Genomic DNA, 17,704 nt, shown 5'->3' with positions numbered 1-17,704 from the left:
AACGTCGGAAAAACAGGCGATTAGGACAGAATAACGGGCTATTCGTCGGCGACGAACGAACCCAATCCCGAAGCCAATTCCCGCATCAAGTGGGCGAGCCGCCGGGTCGCCGCGGGGAGGGTCGCCGGCAAGCTTCGAGATGTCTCGGCCGACGGTTGGCCTTGCGTCGCGGGGGGGAGTTTCGGATGATGGGTGTTCGCCTGATACCCGTCCGCGGCGGGGGTCCGGGCGAGCCGGGGGGGACCCGGGCAATGGGGGTTTGTGAACCTGGTCAGGGCGGGAACGCAGCAGCCATAAGCATCACCCTCATGTGCGCGGGAGAACCTCCCCGGCTCACCCAGGCCCCCGCAAGGCGGGCGGACCTGACGGACGGATCCGAAACACGAGCGCGACGTTCGGGGCAGGACGCCCGGCCCGACCTCGACGCCCCGCGATACCGGAACGAGGGAGCGTCGGCTCGTGTCGCAAGGCCCCGCCTCCACAAAGCGAGCCGACTCTCAGGCCGAACCCGACGGACCGGCTGAGAACTACACGGTCGTCGCCCGGCGTTATCGCCCCCAGCGATTCGAAGACGTTGTCGGCCAGGACCATGTCGTCCAGGCCCTGCGCAACGCCATCCGGCTCAATCGGTTGGCCCAGGCCTACCTGTTCTGCGGCACCCGGGGCGTCGGCAAGACGTCGATGGCGCGGATCTTCGCCAAATGCCTGAACTGCGTGAACGGGCCGACCGAGGAGCCCTGCCAGGTCTGCGACGTCTGCCAGGCCATCTCGGTCGGGCAGGACGTCGACGTCATCGAGATCGACGGCGCCAGCAACAACGGCGTCGAGCAGGTCCGCGAGCTTCGCCAGAACGTCTCGCTGCGGCCCAGCCGATCCCGTTTCAAGATCTACTACATCGACGAGGTCCACATGCTCTCCACCGGCGCGTTCAACGCGCTGCTGAAGACTCTGGAGGAACCCCCGCCGCACGTCAAATTCTTCTTCGCCACCACCGAGGCGAACAAGATCCCGATCACCGTCCTGTCGCGTTGCCAGCGCTACGATTTCGCCGGGATCTCGCCCGAGGCGATCGTCGAGACGCTTAAGGAGATCTGCGACCGCGAGAAAATCGAGTCCGACCTGGACGCCCTCCAGATCGTCGCCCGCCGCGCGGGGGGCTCGATGCGCGACGCCCAGTCGCTGCTCGAACGCATGCTCTCCTCGGGCAGTCCCCGTCTGACCCCGGACGTCGTCCACGCCTTGCTGGGGACCGCGAGCGACGAACGACTGCTGGCGATGATCGAGGCCCTGGCGGGGCACGATTCGGCCGCCGCCCTGACTCTGCTGGATCAGGCGACCACGGAAGGGGTCCAGGCGACCGAACTGCTGGCCGGGACGATCGACTTCCTGCGCGATGCCATGGTCCTCGCCATCGGGGCCGAGTCGTTGACGCTGACCGTCGCCCCGAAGCAGAAGCCGAGGCTCCAGGCCGCCGTGGATCGCTGGTCCACCGACGCCATTCTGGCGGCCCTGCAGATTCTCGCCGAGGCGCGTGCGCGAATGCGCGGCGTTTCCCACGGCAGACTGCTCGCGGAGCTGGCTCTGGTCCGAATCACCAGGCTGGAAAACCTCGACGAGCTGAGCGAGGTGGTCCAAAGGCTCAAGGCCCTGGAGGGTGGATCTTCGCCATCGCCTAAATCGCCGGCAACCAGCGCCAAAAAGAAGCTCCTTCACACCGACTCGGCCGCACGCCTGGAGTCGGGAATCGGCAAGCCGACGAGTTTCCCAGCTTCGCCCGAGCCCATTCGCGTGGCCGAACCTTCCCCGTCTCGCCCGGCCCCACGCCCCGAAGAACCGCAAACACCTATCGAGGCCAAACTTGCGGCCGAACAGAGCCGGCGTGCCGAGGAATTGCCGCCACTGGACCTGGAGATCATCCAGCGGATCTGGCCCGACCTGCTGAAGAAGGTCGGCGCGAGTCTGTCCTGGCGGCTCAGCCAGGCCCAGCCCATCGGCGTCGACGAGCCGGGCGTGCTGGTCATCGGGGCCAAGCCGGGATACAATTCGGTGGCCGACCCGTGCGGGACCGACGACGCCCGGAAGCGCATCGCCGAGTGCTTGCAGTGGCTCCTCCAGCGACCCTTGAGCGTCCGCTACGAGTCGTCGGAAACCGCGGCAGCCCCTGCCGATGCGCCCGAGAGCGGGCCTCGGCGGCTCGAACAGCTCATGACCGACCCTCTGGTCCAGAAGGTCGTGGAACTTTTCGAGGCCCGGGTGAGCCATTTCGAGGCCGAGACCCGACGCGAAGGCGACGACTCCGCGACGGCCGACCTCTGAGTCGCCCCCGGAGCCGGTGATCTGGGCGACGACCCCGACGGGTCGGCCGATCTCGTTTCGAGCCTGTCCTCAGCACGCCGACCACAAGGGGGCGACGTTCCGTGTTTGGCAAAATTGGCGACATCGCGGACCTCATGAAGAATGCGGGCAAGATCCGCGAATCTATGGCCAAGGCCGCCGAGGCCCTCGGCAACATCGAGGCCCAGGGCGAGGCCGGCGGCGGCTCCGTGACCGCCAAGGCCAACGGCCGCATGGAAGTCGTCTCGATCCGGATCGACCCCAAGTTGGTCGCCGACGGCGACGTGGAGTTGCTCGAGGATCTCGTCGCGGCCGCCGTCAATTCGGCCCTGGTCAAGGTGCGCGACAACGCCGCCCAGTCCCTGACCTCGCTTTCCGGCGGGCTCCCGCCGGGGCTCTTCCCGGGCGGGGGGGGAGGCTCCTGAAATGGCCGGCTACGGCGCGGCGCTGGACCGCCTGACCACGACCCTCGGCCGGCTCCCCGGCATCGGCGCCAAGTCGGCCGAGCGGCTGGCCCATCACCTGCTCAAGTGCCCGGTCGACGAGGCCCTGGAGCTGGCCGAAGCCATCCGGTCGGCCAAGGAGCAGGTCCGGCACTGCGGGCGATGCTTCCACCTGACCGAGGTCGAGGAACCGCTCTGCTCCATCTGCCGCGACGAGCGACGCGACTCCTCGCTCGTCTGCGTCGTGGAGCAATCCCGCGACCTCCTGGCGATCGAGAAGTCGGGGTCGTATCCCGGCGTCTACCACGTCCTCCTGGGCCGGCTCGCCCCCCTGCAAGGGATGGGTCCGGACCAACTGACGATCGCCGCGCTGGAGGCTCGCGTTCGCGAGCGGACCGTCCGCGAGCTGATCATGGCGACGAACCCCAACCTGGAGGGCGACGGCACCGCGCTGTACATCGCCCAGCGGCTCCAGGAAGAGCCCGTTCGGATCACCCGGCTGGCTCGAGGACTGGCGTCCGGCAGCACCCTGGAGTTCGCCAGCCGCGACATGCTGGCCGACGCCCTCACCGGTCGGCAACCTTTCTGACGCGTCGCAACCGCCGCATCGCCGGGTAGTTCCGGCGCATCATGAGGGATGCGCCGGTCGCCTTCCGGTGACTTCGCGTGGGTCCACCCTTGAAGCCCGCGACCGCGCGGCATAATACTTGCTGGAGTACATCACGCCGAGATGAGCGTCGGCCGGATGCTCACCGTCTCGGCGTCGCCGAGGGCCCGTCGGTACTGAGGAAATTGGATCATGCGGCTTGATACCTCTCAGCAGATGCGAACCGAGATGCGCCTCCGCATGGCGCCTCGGATGATCCAGTCGATGGAAATCCTCCAGTTGCCGATCATGGCCTTGCAGGAGCGTATCGAGCAGGAGCTGAGCGAGAATCCGGTGCTGGTCGACCTCCGCGAGTCGGCGTCACCTTCCGAGGACGGCGAGGAGGCCGCCGGGCCGGCCGTCGCCGAGCCGGCGGAACCCGAGCCGAACGAGTTCGACAGCCTCATCAACCTCGACGAGAACTGGAGCGAGCTGTACGACGAGGGCCCACGCCGCAGCCGAGCCTCGCTCAGCGAAGAGGGCGACCGCAAGCTCGACGCGATGCAGAACATGGCGTCGCGGCCGCGCTCCTTCCACGACAGCCTGACCGAACAGCTCGGGTTCTTCGACTGCGACTCGGTCTTGCGCGACCTGGCCGAGTACCTGATCTACAACCTCGACGACAACGGCTATCTACCCAAGAACGTCACGCTCCACGACGTCGCCCGCGACTTCGGCCGCGACGTAACCGTCGAGCAGGCCGAAGACGCGCTGCGGATGGTGCAGAAGCTCGACCCGCCCGGAGTGGGAGCCCGCGACCTGAAGGAGTGCCTCCTCCTCCAGCTCACCCCGGACATGCCCTGCCACGACATCCTCCGCACCCTGATCACCCACCACATCGACGACCTGCAGCACAACCGTCTGCCCACCATCGAGAAGAAGACCGGCCTCTCGATCGAGACGATCAAAGGGGCCATCGAGCACCTGCGGCGGCTCAACCCCCGGCCCGGCTCGTCGTTCACCCTCACCGAGAACACCCAGTACGTCGTCCCCGACCTGATCGTCGAGCCCAACGAGACGGGCACCTACGACGTCCGTCTCGTCGACGAGCACACGCCGAACCTCTCGATCTCGCGCTACTACCAGAAGCAGCTTCGCAACAAGGGGACCGACCCCGCCGCGCGCGAGTTCATCCAGAAACGGATCCAGTCGGCCCGCTGGCTCATCGAGTCGATCGAGCAACGCCGGAACACGCTGCTGAAGGTCGCCCGAGCGATCATCGAACACCAGAGGCCCTTCCTCGACAAGGGGCCGGAGTTCATCGAACCGCTCAAGATGCAGCAGATCGCCGACCGCGTGGGGGTCCACGTCACGACCGTCAGCCGGGCGGTGGACGACAAATGGGTCCAGAGCCCGCGAGGCATCTTCCCCCTCAAACGCTTCTTCGGCGGCGGGACCGTCACCGCCGACGGCGAGGAGATCGCGTGGGACACCATCAAGCAGAAGCTGCTCGAGGTCGTCTCCAAGGAAGATAAGTCGAACCCGATGTCCGACGAGGAGATCGTCGACGAGATGGGCCGGCACGGCCTGAAGGTCGCGCGACGCACCGTGACCAAGTATCGCCAGGCGCTCATGATCCCGTCGAGCCGTCAGCGCAAGCAGTTCTGACGGCGACGTCCGGGCCCCTCGCCCGCCGGGTCCTTGGACTCGGCCGGCGGGGTCGGCTGCGAGAGCCTCCGGCGTTCAGGCCGACGCGGAGGCTGTCGAGCGCGTGAGGTGGGTGCCGTTGCTGGAGAGGTTGGGACGGGACTCGGACTCGTCATCCAGCCGCTCGATGACGGGCTTGGAGGAGGCCCCGATGAGCCGAGCCATGGCCACCTCGTAGCCCAGGATGCGGACGATCTCCAGCACACGCTGGGCCTCCTCCGCGCCGATCCTGTTGCACAGACCCAGGAGCTTGTGATCCTCGGCGGAGACGGCGTCCTCGGGGCGGGCGGGCTCGATCTCGATCTGGTCGTCGGCCAGGTAGTCGAGCGAGACGCCGACGGCCTGGGCGAGCCGGAGGGCGTTGTCGAGGCCGGGTCGAGATTTCCCCTGGAGGATCCGGGAGATTTCCGAGTCGCTGACCTGGGAGAGCCTGGCCAGTTTCTGGCCGTTCAGGTTCCGGATCTTCATCAGCATCTGGAGCTTCTGCTTCAGTTCCATGACTCGACCGCAAGCATTCTCCCCGATGCGGGGGTCCTTGGTTTCCGTTACCGCAAGATCCCGACGAAAACACAAACACCAAATCGGGGCCGGCGTCGAGGTCTCGGGCCGCCTGGGGGGCGGCGGACCCCCGGGGCGGGGGCTTTGACGTCGTGCCTGGGGCGAGGGGCGACGACGGACTGTTGGAAATCCCGCCGACGTTTTCCGATCGCGTCTGCGCCTCATGATAGCCTTCGGCGCGAGGCTTGCAATCAAAAAGCGTTAAATAATCGCCAAGGCCGTACGAACGTTCCGGCGACGTTCGTGGCCCTGGCGGAGCCGGAGCCGCTCGCCTTCCAGTCCGAGGCTGGAAAGGCCGCCGGCCGCTTCCGACCTTGCAAAGATCAACGACTGTTCAACTTTTCGGGTCACGCAAACGGGATGACGACCCCGGGACGGAGGGGCGTGGCGGTCTGGCCCGATGCACTCAGGACGAGCGGCGGACGACGTATTCGGCCATGGCGACCAGGACGTCCTTGTAGGCGGAGGGGCCGACGACTTCGAGGGCCCCGAGGGCGGCGTCGATGTGCCAACGCGCCTTGGCCCAGGCGTAGTCGAGCGCCCCGGACTCTTCCAGGAGGGGCTGGAGACGGCGGCGGGAATCGGCCCGGGCCTCGCTCAGGAGCCGCCGCGCGACCTCCACGGCGTCCGGGGCGCCGATCTCCAGCAGGCGGATCAGGGGCAGGGTGAGTTTCTGCTTCTCCAGGTCGGTCCCCAGGCTCTTCCCGGTGGCGCGCTCGTCGCCCCAGATGTCGAGGACGTCGTCGGCGATCTGAAACGCCATCCCGATGTGACGTCCGTAGGCTTCCAGGGAATCGACGACGGCCTCTTCGGTGCCGGCGTAGTGGGCGCCCAGCCGGCAGGAGACGGAGGTGAGCGCGGCGGTCTTGCCGGCGATGATCTCGAAGTAGGAGGGCTCGTCGAGGTCGAGATTGCCGCGGTGGTGCAACTGCTGCATCTCCCCCTCGCAGACCTCGATGGCGGCCTGGCCGACCCACCGGCAGGCCAGCGTGGAGTCGAGCGACGCCGCCAGATGGTAGGCGTGCGCGAAGAGGTGGTCGCCGAGCATGACGGCGGTCTCGTTGCCCCACTCGGCGTTCACCGTGGCGGCGTGGCGTCGCACCATGGATTCGTCGAGCACGTCGTCGTGGACGAGGGTCGCCGTATGGACCATCTCCACGACCGCCGCCAGGACCGGGTGGGCGGGCGTGGTCCGGCCGCAGGCCCCGGCCGTGAGCAGGACGAGCGCCGGGCGCAGCCGCTTGCCCTGATAATCGCCGCAGTGCTCGACAAGGGCCTGCACGAACGGGAAGCGGCTCCCCAGCTCGTCCTGGAAGATCCGCTCGGCGTCCGCCATCTCGGCCTGGATGGGCGCGAACAGGCGTCCGAGCGTCCGTCGGCTCTCCTCGGCCTGCAGCCCTGATGGTCTCGTCATGCCCGTCTCCACTCCGCTTCGTCCGTCGTCCGTCACGCGTCGGCCCGTCCCGATCCGTCCCGCTTGTAGCCGCCTCGCACGCCCCCGGTCTTCTCCTCCAGGCGCACGCGCTCGATCACGATGCCCCGGTCCACCGCCTTGCACATGTCGTAGATCGTCAATCCGGCGACGCTCACCGCAGTCAGCGCCTCCATTTCGACCCCCGTCCGGCCGTGGACCTTGACGGTCGCCACGATCGCCACGGCGTCGGGCGGCTCCGGCGTCAGTTCGACCTCCACCGAGTCGAGCCCGATGGGATGGCAAAGTGGGATCAGGTCGCCGGTCCGCTTCGCCCCCATGATGGCCGCCAGCCGGGCCGTCTCCAGGACGTCTCCCTTGGCGGCCTTGCGATCGAGGATCAGCCGCAAGGTCGACGCCGCCATGCGGACCAGTCCGCTGGCCTTCGCCGTGCGCAGGGAAGGCGGCTTGGTCGAGACGTCGACCATCCGGCTCGCCCCCTCCCCATCATAATGACTCAGCTCCGCCATGCGGCCCCCGGAATTTCGTTCAATTCGTTCTGAACGTATTCTACGAAGTACCCCGACGACGGCTAGAGGGTGTCCCCTGAATCTTCATGCAAGGTGCCCGCGGGCCGTGAAGGGACCTCACGGCGAGGGCTCGGGACGCTTCGAGACACTCCAGAGCCCGGAGAGCCAGACGCCCTGGCGGCTTCGCGCGGCGACTCGTCGGGCGGAGGGGTCGGCCAGCAGCCGGGTGAGCTCAGGGCTCCAGTAGGCCCGACGCCGGGAGACGAGGATCCAGTCGGCCTCGGCGACCGCCGACTCGTCGCGGATCACCACGTCCCGGCGCACCAGGGCGGCGGTCGTCGTGGCGACGCCCTGGCCGGGGTAGAGCGTCGGGGCGAGCGCCACGACCTGGCCCGGCTGGACCCGGCGGGCCAGCTCGTCGAGCAAGACTCTATCGACCGCGTCCCCCCAGTAGGTCGGCTCCAGGCCGAGTCGCTCGGCCCCGGGCAGCCCCCCCACCATCAGGTTGTAGTAGCTGAGGCCGAACGGGTGCATCGTCGCCGTCCCGCCCCCCTGGGTCAGCATCAAGGCGACCAGCCCCACCCGGCCCGCCCTCGATCCCCCCCAGCGACCCCAGGCGGCGGCGAAGCCGAGGCCGGCGAGCATCGCCCACGCGGGGAAGATCAGCAGGAACAGCCGCTCGCCGTCGTAGACCGGGCCTTTCAGGCTGAAGAGGAGCAGGAACAGGAGGATCGAGCCGGCGAGGAGGCCGGGGAACGGGTCGTCGCGACGCCCCTTCCAGGCGCGGGCCAGCCCGAAGGCCGCGAGGGCGTGCAGCAAGACAGGGACGGTGACGGCGAAGTAGACCCAGGGATAGTGCCAGGGGATCTCGCGGTCGGACCAGATCCGCCCCAGGTACTCGACCCGGAGCGACGTGCGGACGATCCCGGTCCCCCAGAACGCCCCCCAGCGCGAGAGCGTATCGTGCCAGAGCCACGGCCAGCCCGCGACGAAGGTCGCGACGCCCACGGCCGTCCAGCCCGCGACCAAGCCGAGGGCCCTCCCCGTGCCCAGCCGGACCAGCGCCCAGGCCAGAATAAGCGGCGCGAGGAACCAGGCGTGGATCTTGGTCAGGAGCGCCATGCCCCAGAGCAGGCCGGCCGCGAGCATGGCCGGCAGGGGGCGTCGCGCGTCGACCGCCCGGGCGGCGGCCAGGAGCGCCAGGGTCCAGAAGAGGGCGAGGAACGTGTCGAGCGCAGCCAGGTGGGCGTGGGAGAAGACCCGGGGCATGGCGATCAGGGACCAGGCCGACGCGACCCCGGCCGCGAGCCCCCAGCGTCGGCCGGCCTCGGCGGCGATCAGGCCGACGAGCCCCGCGAAAGCCAGGGCCGGCGCGACCCGGCCCGAGAGGACGTGAAGCCCGGTCGGGTCGGGCCCGAAAATCCAGTCTTCGAACGGTTCGAAGGTCTTCGAGGCGATCCCCAGCAGCCAGCGGCCCAGCGGCGGGTGCTCGGCGTTGTCTCGGAACAGGGCGTCGACGTTGGCCCGTTCGAAGAACCTCCATCCCGACCTCGCCAGCAGGGCGACGTAGTCACGCCCCGGGCGGACGTCCAGCGGTTCGTCGATGGTGAGGCCCGGCCCCCGGAGGGTCGCGAGCGTCAGGATCGCGGCGACGAGGCCGGCGGACAGGCCGAGGCGGCGGGGCGTGATGCGGTCGGCTCTGGTGCCCGGCGGGTTGCGCATCGCGTCGGCGTCTCGTGGGGCGTCGCCTCGTCCGGCGTGGTGGGGGAGAGCGTATCGTAAAGGTCGGCGAGGCGGGCTGACCAGGGGGGCTCCGCGGAAAAGCCGGCGAGCCCGGGCCGCCCGCCTCCTCGACCCGGGCTGGGTCGGGGGGGCGGGCCGCTCGGGCTCGACCGTCCGGAGAACCGTGGCGGCGGTCGGCGTCGGGTCCCCGGGACGACGCGCGACCTTCGGCGATTCGATCTGATCAGGGCTCTTCGGACTTCTTCTGCGAGATCAGCCGGCGGATCCGCTCGGCGAGCAGGGCCCCGTCGAACGGCTTCTTGAACCCGTCGTTGAATCCGAGCGAGAAGATCTCCTCGCCGGGCTCGTCGGAGGTCAGGGCCAGGAGGATGGTGGACTGGTGGTCAGGGCTCTTGCGCAGGTTCTGCGCGATCTGCCCGGCCTCGATCCGCCCGAGGGCCATGTCGATGATGATGCAATCGGGATGGAAGCTCTCGGCGCGGATGCCGGCTTCGAAGCCCGACGCGGCGGTCTCGATCCGGAAATCGTCCCCTTCGCGGAGATGATCCCGGAGGACCGACTGGAGCGGGGCGTCGGCCCCGACGACCAGGATTTTGTTATAGACCTCGGCCTCGAGATCGCCCAAGGGCATTCCATGCTCCTTGAGAAACCGCAGGAGGTGTTCCCGCGGAATCCGGCGATCCTGAGAGCCGGGGATGCGATATCCTCGCAAGCGTCCGGAATCGAACCACTTGCTCACGGTCCGAGGCGCGACTTTGCAAATCTTCGCGACCTGGCCGGTTGTAAACACCTTTTTCATCTCGAGGACTCCACTCGCCCTGATGGGTGCGAGGCCACGGAGGCTTCCTCCTCCCTCCGGTAGGAACCACGTCGGGCCGGCGACGGCTGGGCTCCATCCCGGCGATCGGCCTTCCCCGTTTCCGGGTCGTCCATTCGCCAGGGCCGAGATTCCATCCAATCGCTCCAACCCTTCCCCCGTTCTTTATCGCCTGAAGGGCCCGCGTTCCTGCAACTCGAATCAAGACTCAAGTTTTGGTAAGCCGCGGCTCAGGTCCGGCCCCCCCACCATCGCTGGCGGAAGTTCCCGCAACCCTCCCCCCGGGCCGTAAAGCCGGTGGGCCTCCCGCTCCCTAGGGAGCGAGAGGCGGTCCGAACCCGCAACCATCAAGGGCGTCGCTCGCTTCCTTGCCGTAGCGGACCTGACCGTCAAGACTAATATTCGAGCCGCGACGCCTGGGACTTTAAGGAGGGCGACGAGTAGTCGTCGCAAACCGGGCGGTCGACGAGGTGGCGCGGGTCGCGAGGGGGTCGCGGCCGGCGCGTCGGCGGGGGTGCCGGGGGGGGCGGGAAGGGGCCTGCGGGCCCCGCGCCGGACGACGGCGGGCGTCGGACCGGCTCGGGGCCGCGAGCGGGAGCGGGGGCGGCTTACTGGCCGCGGCGGCGGAAGACGTCGAGGATCCGGGGACGGCCCCCGGGACGGGACGATTCCTCCTCGGACGTCGCGGCGAAGCCGCCGGTCTTCTGGAGCGCGTCGTCCTTCTTGGCGACGGGCCCGTCGCCGGCCGGGGCCTTCGCCTCGTCGGCGTCGACCTCGGCGTCCTTCCCGTCGTCGGGCCTGGAGCCCGGGAACTTGGGTTCCTTCTTCGCGGTCGAGCGGTCGTCGTCGGGCTCGCCCCGGCCCCGGGTGAACATGCGGCGGAGGAACGAGCCGGAGGCCGGCTTGACCTCGTCGTCGACCTTCGGGGCGTCGTCCTGGCCCAGCAGGGCCTTGTTCAGGTACTGCATGTTCGCCTGCGGGACCGAGTCGACGTACAGGGGCCCGGGGAGGTTCTTCTGCTTCTCCGCGGCGTCCAGGATCGCGACGATCTCGGGGTAGGTGGCGCCGAGTCGGGCGACGTGGCGGAGGACCTCGCCGATCTCCAGTGAGCTGCGGACCTTGACGTCGGAGCCGAAACGGCTGGGGACGATCTTGGAGATGTCCACGGCGTCGTCGTGGTCGGCCGCGTTGAGCAGGATGTCGCCCTGGCCGAGCACCAGCGGCGGGAGCAGGTTCTGGCCGCGGCCGAAGACCACGATCTCGGATCGGCGGGATCGCGAGACGTGGACGACCGCGGGCCCCTCGGAGTCGACGATGTAGAGGGCGAACGGGTCTTCGGCGCGGGGCCGGCTGCGGGAGATGATCGTCATCGCCATGGCGTCGGAGCCCTCCTCGTCGATCGGCTCGTCGCCCGGGGGGTCGTCGAGGATGCGGACCTGGCCGAGCATGGCGTCGGTCGGGTCGAGGGTCCGCAGGGCGTTGAACGCCCCGTAGCGGACCTCGATGTCCGTCTCGTCCATCAGGTGGCGGAGGCGGATCCGGGCGGAGTCGTCCTCCATGGCGGCGAGGGCGGCCAGGGCGTAGGCCCGGTATTGCTTCATCTGGATCGCGGTCTCGCCCAGCACCTTCACGCCGCCTGGCTCGTCGAGGTACGCGAGGGCCTCGGCGGCGAAGAAGCGGACGTGGGGGTCCTCGCTCTGGAGGCCGGCCTCCAGGGCCTGCGAGGCCGACGGCCCGAGCGCCTCCAGCTTCAGGGCGGCCACGCCGGCCGTCTTCGGGTCCAGCAGCTCGCGGGCCGTCGCCTCCAGCCGCTTCTCGCGAAGCTCGGGGGTGTCGACCATCGGCAGGAGCTGGACTACGCGGAAGTAGCGCTCCTGATTCTGGTGGTAGACCGCCGGGACGCGAAGCTCCAGGTAGGTGTCGGTCTTGGCGGTGCTGGCGCCCTTCTGCTGCCCGCGCTCGTTCTGGTGGAATCGCTCGTTGACGACCTTCTCCACCATCCCGGCGTTGCGGATGAGCTGGCGGTTCTCCTTCAGGACCAGCTTGTACGGGTGGTCCTTCTTGGCCCGGCCGCCGCCGAGGACCCGGCCCGCCTTGGGGTTCCCCGGATTCTTGGAGTCGCCGATCATGACCGGGCCCGAGGCCGCGGCCAGCTCGGTGCCGGTCTTGGGGCTGCCGCCCGCGATCATGACCTCGCGGAGCCTCGTGTTCATCAGGTAGCCGCCGGCCAGGCTCTTGACCGAGCTGGCGGGGGGCAGTTCCAGCTCGACGTCGAAGCGGTCGCGCGGCGAGGCCCCGGTGGGGATCTTCATCCGCACGATCACGAGCGCGAACTGCTTGCTCTCCAGCATCTTGCTGGGGTACTCGATGCCGGCCTTGCTCATCTCGTCGACGAGCTGCTCGCGGTGCCACGACGGCGGGGCGTCGCCGCCGGTGCCGTCCAGGCCGGAGACCAGCCCCACGCCCTCGACGGAGGTCTCGCCGTTCTGGAAGACGTACGCCAGGTCGCCGACGGATTCGTCGACCTTCGGGGCGCCCTCCGCCGCGGCCTTCTTCTTCAACGGCCCCGCGCCGACCTGGTTGCCTGCCAGGGCCGCGACCGCGACCAACGCTCCCAACGCCCAGGACGCCCTGGGGATTGTCCGACGCATGGACCTGCCTCCTTGCCTACCGCTCGGGGAGAACCCCCGGACTCGCCTTCAAGAGATGAAGAAGACGCGTCACTCGCGCAAGAGCGCCCGCCCACGTCCCTGTGGCGCAGGCGCCGCGGGACCGGATCGGGCCCACGATCGCCGGAATCTAGTCCGACCCGGAGGACCCGTCAAGGCGAAGTCCAGACCAGGGGGAGGGTCCGGCCCGTGCGTCCTTCGCGTTTCGCCGGATCAGCCCTTCGAGGGCCGGCCGGGGCGGACGACGTCCCAGCCTCGCGAGCGGGCGAGCTTCAGGAGCCGCGATCCGGGATGGACCACGACGCCCCGGCCGACCCGATCGAGCAACGCGCGGTCGCTCCAGTTGTCGGCGTAGGCCGCGGCCTCGGCCATCGGCAGGTCGTAGCGAGCGGCCCATTCCTCGGCCCAGAAGAGCTTCCCCTCGCCGTAGCAGGGGGGCCCGCCCCCGACGCCGACCAGCCGGCCCTTGTTGATGACGACCTTCGTCGTCAGGGCGTCGGCGCAGCCCAGGAAGATCCGCAGCGGCTCGATCACCAGGCCGGGGGACGACGACACCAGCACCAGCGGCGTCCCCATCTTGCGGAGGGCGTTGAAATGGTCGACCACCCCGGGGTAAAGCCGCGGCTTGACGTGCTCGGCGAAGTTCTCGTAGGCGATCCGTTCCAGCTCCACGACCGGGATCGAAGCGATGCTCTTCAACCCGTAGGCGATCAGGGCCCCGTAGTCGAGCCGGCCGAAGCGATGCTGGAGCCCGTGGTACAGGGCCCGCAGCAGCGACGAGCGGCGCAGCAGCCCGCGCCTCATCAGGATGCGGGCGAAGAGGTACGTCGTGGTCTCGGCGAGGAGGGTGCCGTCGACGTCGATGAACGCCGCCGACGGGGCCTTGTCGAAGGTCGGCCAGCCGCCTTCGGGGCCGGCACCGGCACCGGTCGAGGCCGCGATCGCGGTCATGATCGACCTTCCTCGCTTACCTGGCGGCCGACGCGGTCGGCCAGGGCGCGGGCGTCGGACTCCTTGCCGGCCTCGGCGATGACGCGGACGATCGGCTCGGTGTTGCTCGCCCGGACGTGGACCCAGCGGTCCGGCCAGGCGAGCCGGAGGCCGTCGCGACGGTCGACCTCGGCCCCTTCGTACGCGGCGGCGATCCGCTCCCAGAGCCCGGCGATCGCGTCGGGGCCGAGCCCGGGGGGCAGGGGGTACTGGTCCTTGACCATCGCGAACCGCGGCAGCTCCTCCACCCAGGCCGAGAGCGGCTTGGACTCGGAACTCGAGGCCAGCAGGTCGAGCGTCAGCGCCATGCCGACGAAGCTGTCGCGCACCAGGCCGACGCGGGGGTCGATCACGCCGCCGTTCCCCTCGCCGCCGATCACGGCCCCGTTCGCCAGCATCGCCTCGACGACGTGGATCTCGCCGACCGGCGTGCGGATCACCGGGCATCCCCGGTCGCGGGCCAGCGCCTCGGTCGTCATGGAGGTCGACAGGTTCAGGACGACGGGGCCCGTCTCCTGGCCGAGCCGGCGCAGGGCGGCCAGGGCGAGCGTCAACTCCTCGCCGATGTAGCGGCCCCGTTCGTCGACGAGGGCCAGGCGATCGGCGTCCGGATCCTGCGCGAAGCCGACCGCGGCGCCGACGGCGGGGACGACCTTCGCGAAGTCGGCCAGGTTCCGGGCGGTGGGCTCGGGCGTGTGGTCGTAACGGCCGTCGGGCTCGCCCCCCAGGACGATCGAGCGGCATCCCAGGCGTTCGAGAAGGGCCTTGCCCAACCTCCCCCCCGCGCCGTGGCAGGCGTCGAGGGCCACGGTGAACCGGCGGGCGCGGATGGCGTCGACGTCGACCACGCCCAGCACCCGCTCCAGATGGACCTCGTCGGGCTCGTCGAGGTTGCGGATCCGCCCCAGGCCGTCGAACGGGGCCCAGGCGAAGTCCTTGCGCTTCCAGCGATCGAGCACGCCCCGGCCCGCCTCGGGGCTCAGGACCATGCCGGCGGGCTGGAAGAACTTCAGGCCGTTGTACTCGGGCGGGTTGTGCGAGGCCGAGATCTGCACGCCCCCCGCCGCGCCGCGTTCGCGGACGAGTACGCCGACGGTCGGCGTAGCGGTCGCGCCGACCTTCCAGACCTCGCGGCCCGCGCCGGCGATCCCGGCGGCGACCGCTGCTTCGAACACCGGGGCGGTGAGCCGACCGTCGTGGCTGAGGACGATCGCGCCCGGCTCGCACTGGCTGGCGTAGGCCGCCGCGAATTCCAGGGCCGCCGCCGGGTCCAGCCCGTCTCCCACCCATCCCCGGATGCCCGAGACGCTCGCGATCCGCGTTCCCTTCACGACTCCGCCGTCCTTCCCGCTTCCTCGATGCTTGCTCGCTGATGACGCGGCGGAGACTCTCGCGCGACCCGCCGCTCGATCAGTCCAGTTTACGCGCCGAGGGCCGACGATGCACGGGACTCGCGCCCTCGCGCGGCCGGCTCAGGCGGCGTGCAGGCCGATGCCCAGCAGGATCAGCCGCAGGGCCTCCCGCTGCTCGGCCGTGATCCGGTCGTCGCGGCGGAGGGCGTCGACATCTTCCAGGCAGCGATCCAGGGCCGGGCCCACCCCCGGTCGGGCGGCGTCCCTGGCGATACGCCCCACGCACGCGACCACGCGATCCGGACAGTCGTCGGCGATCATCCTGGCGTCCTCCTCCGTGAGATCTCAAGCCGGGCTGAAACGGGAGGTCCAAGTCCCCGCGGCCGCGCTCGGGCGACGAGCGTCGCAGGGCCCGATTCGGTCCTCCGGTCGTGTGCGCAGGATGCCCCGGCGGGCCTCGGCTGTCAAGGGAAAGAGGCCGCGAAGGCCGGCCGCCCCGGGCCCCCGGGCCTTGCCCCTTGGTCCCCACTCCTCGCGGTGATAGCCTGGACCGCCCGAAGCCCCTGATCGACGACCGACTTCGTAGAGCCATGATCATGAGGACGCCCCACCGGAAGGACGCGACGAAGCTCGGCCTGGCGCTGCTCCTGCTCGGCGGCCTCGCGCCGACGATCCGCGCCCAGACCTTCCACGCCACCAGTTCCGGGCCCTACTTCGTCTCGGCTTCCGACCTGGACGGCGACGGCGCGCCGGACGCGATCCTGCCGTGCCGGGGCGAACTGCTCCCGCCTACCGAGCCGCGCCCCGGCAACGACGTGTTGACCGTGCTGCTCACCGAAGGCTCGGCCGAGCCGCGGGTCCGTCGCGACTTCCCGGTGGGCTTCGGGCCTTACACGGCGATCCCGGCCGACCTCGACGGCGACGGGCGGCTCGACGTCGCCGTGGTCAACTTCCAGGCGAACGACGGCCGCGACCTGTCGATCCTGTGGGGCGAGGATCCGCCCTCGCTCCTCAAGGCCGCGGAACACGTCCGCATCGAGGGGGGGCCCTTCCGCTACGAGAAGAGCTTCGCGGGCGACGGGGCGCCGGCCTACGCCGCGCCGGGGCTGACCTCGATCGTCGCGACGGACGTCGACCGGGACGGGAGGCTCGATCTGGTCGCGGTCGCCTGGTCGAGCGACTTCTTCGTGGTCCTCCGGAATCGCGGCGACCGGACGTTCGCGCAGCATCGCCGCGACCTCATGCCCGGCCCTCGCGACGTGGTCGCGGCCGACTTCTCCGGCGACGGCGTGGCCGACCTCGCCTTCACGATCTACTCCTCCAACCTGGTGGAAGTCTGGCGAGGCGACGGGGAGGGGGACTTCGCCCGCTGGCGGATGTTCCACTCGAACGGGGCGGTCCCCTACCACCTCAGGAGCGGGGACGTCGACCGCGACGGCCGCGTCGACCTGGTGGTCGGCAACCGCGGCGTCAGCGACAACGTCGCGGTCTTCCTCAACGCCCCCGAGGGCTTCCGGTTCGCCGGAAGTTACACGCCGGGCACGCCGAAGACGGGCGAGGCCACCGCCGACGAGATCCGCGACGTGCTCCTTTACGATGAGGACGGGGACGGCGTCCTCGACCTAGCCGCCGCCTGCCACCTCTCCCATAAGCTCGTCCGCTGGCGGGGCTCGGGCGACCCGGCGTTCGGGGCCGGATTCGTCGACCGCGACGTCGTCGAGTTCCCCGGCCGGGGCCCGAGGTCGCTGGTCGCCCTGCCGGGCGGCCTGGGCGTCGCGTTCTACGACGTCAGCAAGTTCGCGGTGGTCCCGCATCGGCCCGACGCCGCCCGCTGAGGCCGCGACGGCCTCCGTCGAAGTCGTTATAATCCCGCCTATTCGACGGACCGGGGCCCCGCGGCCGCCGGCCCGGCGACCCTCACCCGATGAGACAAACCCAGGAAAGGACCCGTCGCCCATGGCGGTGGAATGGAACGAAGGGCATCGCGGATCGCTCGTGGAACTGCTGAAGCGAGACTCCCTCCGCGTCGGCCAGTTCACGCTGGCGAGCGGCCGCAGCTCGCATTACTACATCGACGGCCGCAAGGTCACCCTCGGTGCCGAGGGCGCGCGGCTGATCGGCCGGGGCGTCCTGAAGGTGCTGGACGATCATCCCGAGATCGCGGCCGTCGGCGGCTTGACGATGGGCGCCGACCCGATCGTGGGCGCCGCCCTGGCGCTCGCGCCGGACCTCGGCAGGCCCGAACTGCGGGGGTTCCTCGTCCGCAAGCAGGCCAAGGGGCACGGGACCGGGAACCTCGTCGAGGGGCCGCTGGAGCCGGGCTCGACCGTCGCGATCGTCGACGACGTGGCCACGACCGGCGGGTCCTCGCTCCAGGCGGTCGACGCCGTCGAGGCGCTCGGCTGCAAGGTCGCCGTGGTGATCGCCGTCCTCGACCGCCTCGAAGGGGCCGCGGCGAACTTCGCCGCCCGCGGCCTGGCCTTCCGCAGCCTCCTGACGATCCGCGACCTCGGCGTCGAGCCGCTCCCGCCGGCCTGAACCCGGCCGACGGCTCTTGGGCCACG

The 17,704-nt window shown here is 69.9% G+C and carries 15 protein-coding genes and 1 other RNA gene; 7 read left to right on the top strand and 9 right to left on the bottom strand.

All coding sequences use genetic code 11. The features are described 5' to 3' along the window. Positions 1 to 235 precede the first annotated feature (235 nt). From ffs to rpoN, 5 genes are all read left to right on the top strand, one after another. Positions 236 to 333, top strand: an RNA gene (gene ffs / locus G6O68_RS00590) — signal recognition particle sRNA small type. 126 nt (positions 334 to 459) lie between these two features. Continuing rightward, positions 460 to 2,316, top strand: a complete 1,857-nt coding sequence (dnaX, locus tag G6O68_RS00585) for a DNA polymerase III subunit gamma/tau (protein ID WP_165243722.1) — start codon at positions 460 to 462, stop codon at positions 2,314 to 2,316. A gap of 101 nt (positions 2,317 to 2,417) precedes the next feature. Continuing rightward, positions 2,418 to 2,759, top strand: a complete 342-nt coding sequence (locus tag G6O68_RS00580) for a YbaB/EbfC family nucleoid-associated protein (protein WP_165243720.1) — start codon at positions 2,418 to 2,420, stop codon at positions 2,757 to 2,759. A 1-nt stretch (position 2,760) separates the two neighbouring features. Next, the gene (gene recR, locus G6O68_RS00575; protein ID WP_165243718.1) at positions 2,761 to 3,366 is read left to right on the top strand and encodes a recombination mediator RecR; all 606 of its coding nucleotides are present in this window, start codon (positions 2,761 to 2,763) and stop codon (positions 3,364 to 3,366) included. A 210-nt stretch (positions 3,367 to 3,576) separates the two neighbouring features. Further along, the gene (gene rpoN, locus G6O68_RS00570) at positions 3,577 to 5,031 is read left to right on the top strand and encodes an RNA polymerase factor sigma-54 (RefSeq protein ID WP_165243716.1); all 1,455 of its coding nucleotides are present in this window, start codon (positions 3,577 to 3,579) and stop codon (positions 5,029 to 5,031) included. A 75-nt stretch (positions 5,032 to 5,106) separates the two neighbouring features. Here rpoN and G6O68_RS00565 read toward each other — a convergent pair whose 3' ends face one another. From G6O68_RS00565 to G6O68_RS00525, 9 genes are all read right to left on the bottom strand, one after another. Then, positions 5,107 to 5,568: a helix-turn-helix domain-containing protein gene (locus tag G6O68_RS00565; protein ID WP_165243714.1), complete on the bottom strand. Its 462-nt coding sequence runs from the start codon at positions 5,566 to 5,568 to the stop codon at positions 5,107 to 5,109. Positions 5,569 to 6,034: 466 nt separating this feature from the next. Next, the gene (locus G6O68_RS00560; RefSeq protein ID WP_165243712.1) at positions 6,035 to 7,042 is read right to left on the bottom strand and encodes a polyprenyl synthetase family protein; all 1,008 of its coding nucleotides are present in this window, start codon (positions 7,040 to 7,042) and stop codon (positions 6,035 to 6,037) included. A gap of 32 nt (positions 7,043 to 7,074) precedes the next feature. Further along, the gene (gene moaC / locus G6O68_RS00555; RefSeq protein ID WP_165243710.1) at positions 7,075 to 7,569 is read right to left on the bottom strand and encodes a cyclic pyranopterin monophosphate synthase MoaC; all 495 of its coding nucleotides are present in this window, start codon (positions 7,567 to 7,569) and stop codon (positions 7,075 to 7,077) included. Positions 7,570 to 7,686: 117 nt separating this feature from the next. After that, positions 7,687 to 9,291, bottom strand: coding sequence for an ArnT family glycosyltransferase (locus G6O68_RS00550; protein WP_165243708.1), 1,605 nt, complete (start codon positions 9,289 to 9,291; stop codon positions 7,687 to 7,689). Positions 9,292 to 9,535: 244 nt separating this feature from the next. Continuing rightward, on the bottom strand, positions 9,536 to 10,111 hold the full coding sequence (locus G6O68_RS00545) for a helix-turn-helix domain-containing protein (protein ID WP_165243706.1): 576 nt from the start codon (positions 10,109 to 10,111) through the stop codon (positions 9,536 to 9,538). A 626-nt stretch (positions 10,112 to 10,737) separates the two neighbouring features. Further along, positions 10,738 to 12,780 (bottom strand): flagellar basal body P-ring protein FlgI, encoded by a 2,043-nt coding sequence (locus G6O68_RS00540; RefSeq protein ID WP_165243704.1) that lies wholly within the window; start codon positions 12,778 to 12,780, stop codon positions 10,738 to 10,740. A 231-nt stretch (positions 12,781 to 13,011) separates the two neighbouring features. Further along, complete coding sequence (locus G6O68_RS00535; RefSeq protein ID WP_165243701.1) at positions 13,012 to 13,749, bottom strand: HAD family hydrolase; 738 nt, start codon at positions 13,747 to 13,749, stop codon at positions 13,012 to 13,014. Next, on the bottom strand, positions 13,746 to 15,119 hold the full coding sequence (gene glmM / locus G6O68_RS00530) for a phosphoglucosamine mutase (RefSeq protein WP_165243699.1): 1,374 nt from the start codon (positions 15,117 to 15,119) through the stop codon (positions 13,746 to 13,748). The genes G6O68_RS00535 and glmM overlap by 4 nt, the downstream gene beginning before the upstream one ends. Positions 15,120 to 15,260: 141 nt before the next feature. Continuing rightward, positions 15,261 to 15,461, bottom strand: coding sequence for a hypothetical protein (locus tag G6O68_RS00525; RefSeq protein WP_165243697.1), 201 nt, complete (start codon positions 15,459 to 15,461; stop codon positions 15,261 to 15,263). 275 nt (positions 15,462 to 15,736) lie between these two features. Between G6O68_RS00525 and G6O68_RS00520 the strand changes: the two genes are divergently transcribed. Together G6O68_RS00520 and pyrE are read left to right on the top strand one after the other, a co-directional pair. Continuing rightward, a complete protein-coding gene (locus tag G6O68_RS00520) occupies positions 15,737 to 16,975 on the top strand; it encodes an FG-GAP repeat domain-containing protein (protein WP_165243695.1) in 1,239 nt (412 codons plus the stop codon). Between the two features lie 121 nt (positions 16,976 to 17,096). After that, positions 17,097 to 17,678 carry an orotate phosphoribosyltransferase gene (gene pyrE / locus G6O68_RS00515; protein WP_165243693.1) on the top strand — a complete coding sequence of 194 codons (582 nt, stop codon included), beginning with the start codon at positions 17,097 to 17,099 and terminating at the stop codon, positions 17,676 to 17,678. Positions 17,679 to 17,704 lie beyond the last annotated feature (26 nt).

Source organism: Paludisphaera soli (assembly GCF_011064595.1).
Lineage (GTDB): Bacteria > Planctomycetota > Planctomycetia > Isosphaerales > Isosphaeraceae > Paludisphaera > Paludisphaera soli.
Note: the sequence above shows the minus strand (reverse complement) of the source record. Positions and strands in the feature narration are given on the sequence as shown.

What these genes read in the sequence shown, in the direction of transcription:
- pyrE (WP_165243693.1), top strand. Translation starts at nt 17,097, where the DNA reads ATGGCGGTGGAATGGAACGAAGGGCATCGCGGATCGCTCGTGGAACTG.
- G6O68_RS00520 (WP_165243695.1), top strand. Translation starts at nt 15,737, where the DNA reads ATGAGGACGCCCCACCGGAAGGACGCGACGAAGCTCGGCCTGGCGCTG.
- G6O68_RS00565 (WP_165243714.1), bottom strand. Translation starts at nt 5,568, where the DNA reads ATGGAACTGAAGCAGAAGCTCCAGATGCTGATGAAGATCCGGAACCTG.
- G6O68_RS00540 (WP_165243704.1), bottom strand. Translation starts at nt 12,780, where the DNA reads ATGCGTCGGACAATCCCCAGGGCGTCCTGGGCGTTGGGAGCGTTGGTC.
- G6O68_RS00550 (WP_165243708.1), bottom strand. Translation starts at nt 9,291, where the DNA reads ATGCGCAACCCGCCGGGCACCAGAGCCGACCGCATCACGCCCCGCCGC.
- G6O68_RS00525 (WP_165243697.1), bottom strand. Translation starts at nt 15,461, where the DNA reads ATGATCGCCGACGACTGTCCGGATCGCGTGGTCGCGTGCGTGGGGCGT.
- recR (WP_165243718.1), top strand. Translation starts at nt 2,761, where the DNA reads ATGGCCGGCTACGGCGCGGCGCTGGACCGCCTGACCACGACCCTCGGC.
- moaC (WP_165243710.1), bottom strand. Translation starts at nt 7,569, where the DNA reads ATGGCGGAGCTGAGTCATTATGATGGGGAGGGGGCGAGCCGGATGGTC.
- G6O68_RS00545 (WP_165243706.1), bottom strand. Translation starts at nt 10,111, where the DNA reads ATGAAAAAGGTGTTTACAACCGGCCAGGTCGCGAAGATTTGCAAAGTC.
- G6O68_RS00560 (WP_165243712.1), bottom strand. Translation starts at nt 7,042, where the DNA reads ATGACGAGACCATCAGGGCTGCAGGCCGAGGAGAGCCGACGGACGCTC.
- G6O68_RS00535 (WP_165243701.1), bottom strand. Translation starts at nt 13,749, where the DNA reads ATGACCGCGATCGCGGCCTCGACCGGTGCCGGTGCCGGCCCCGAAGGC.
- rpoN (WP_165243716.1), top strand. Translation starts at nt 3,577, where the DNA reads ATGCGGCTTGATACCTCTCAGCAGATGCGAACCGAGATGCGCCTCCGC.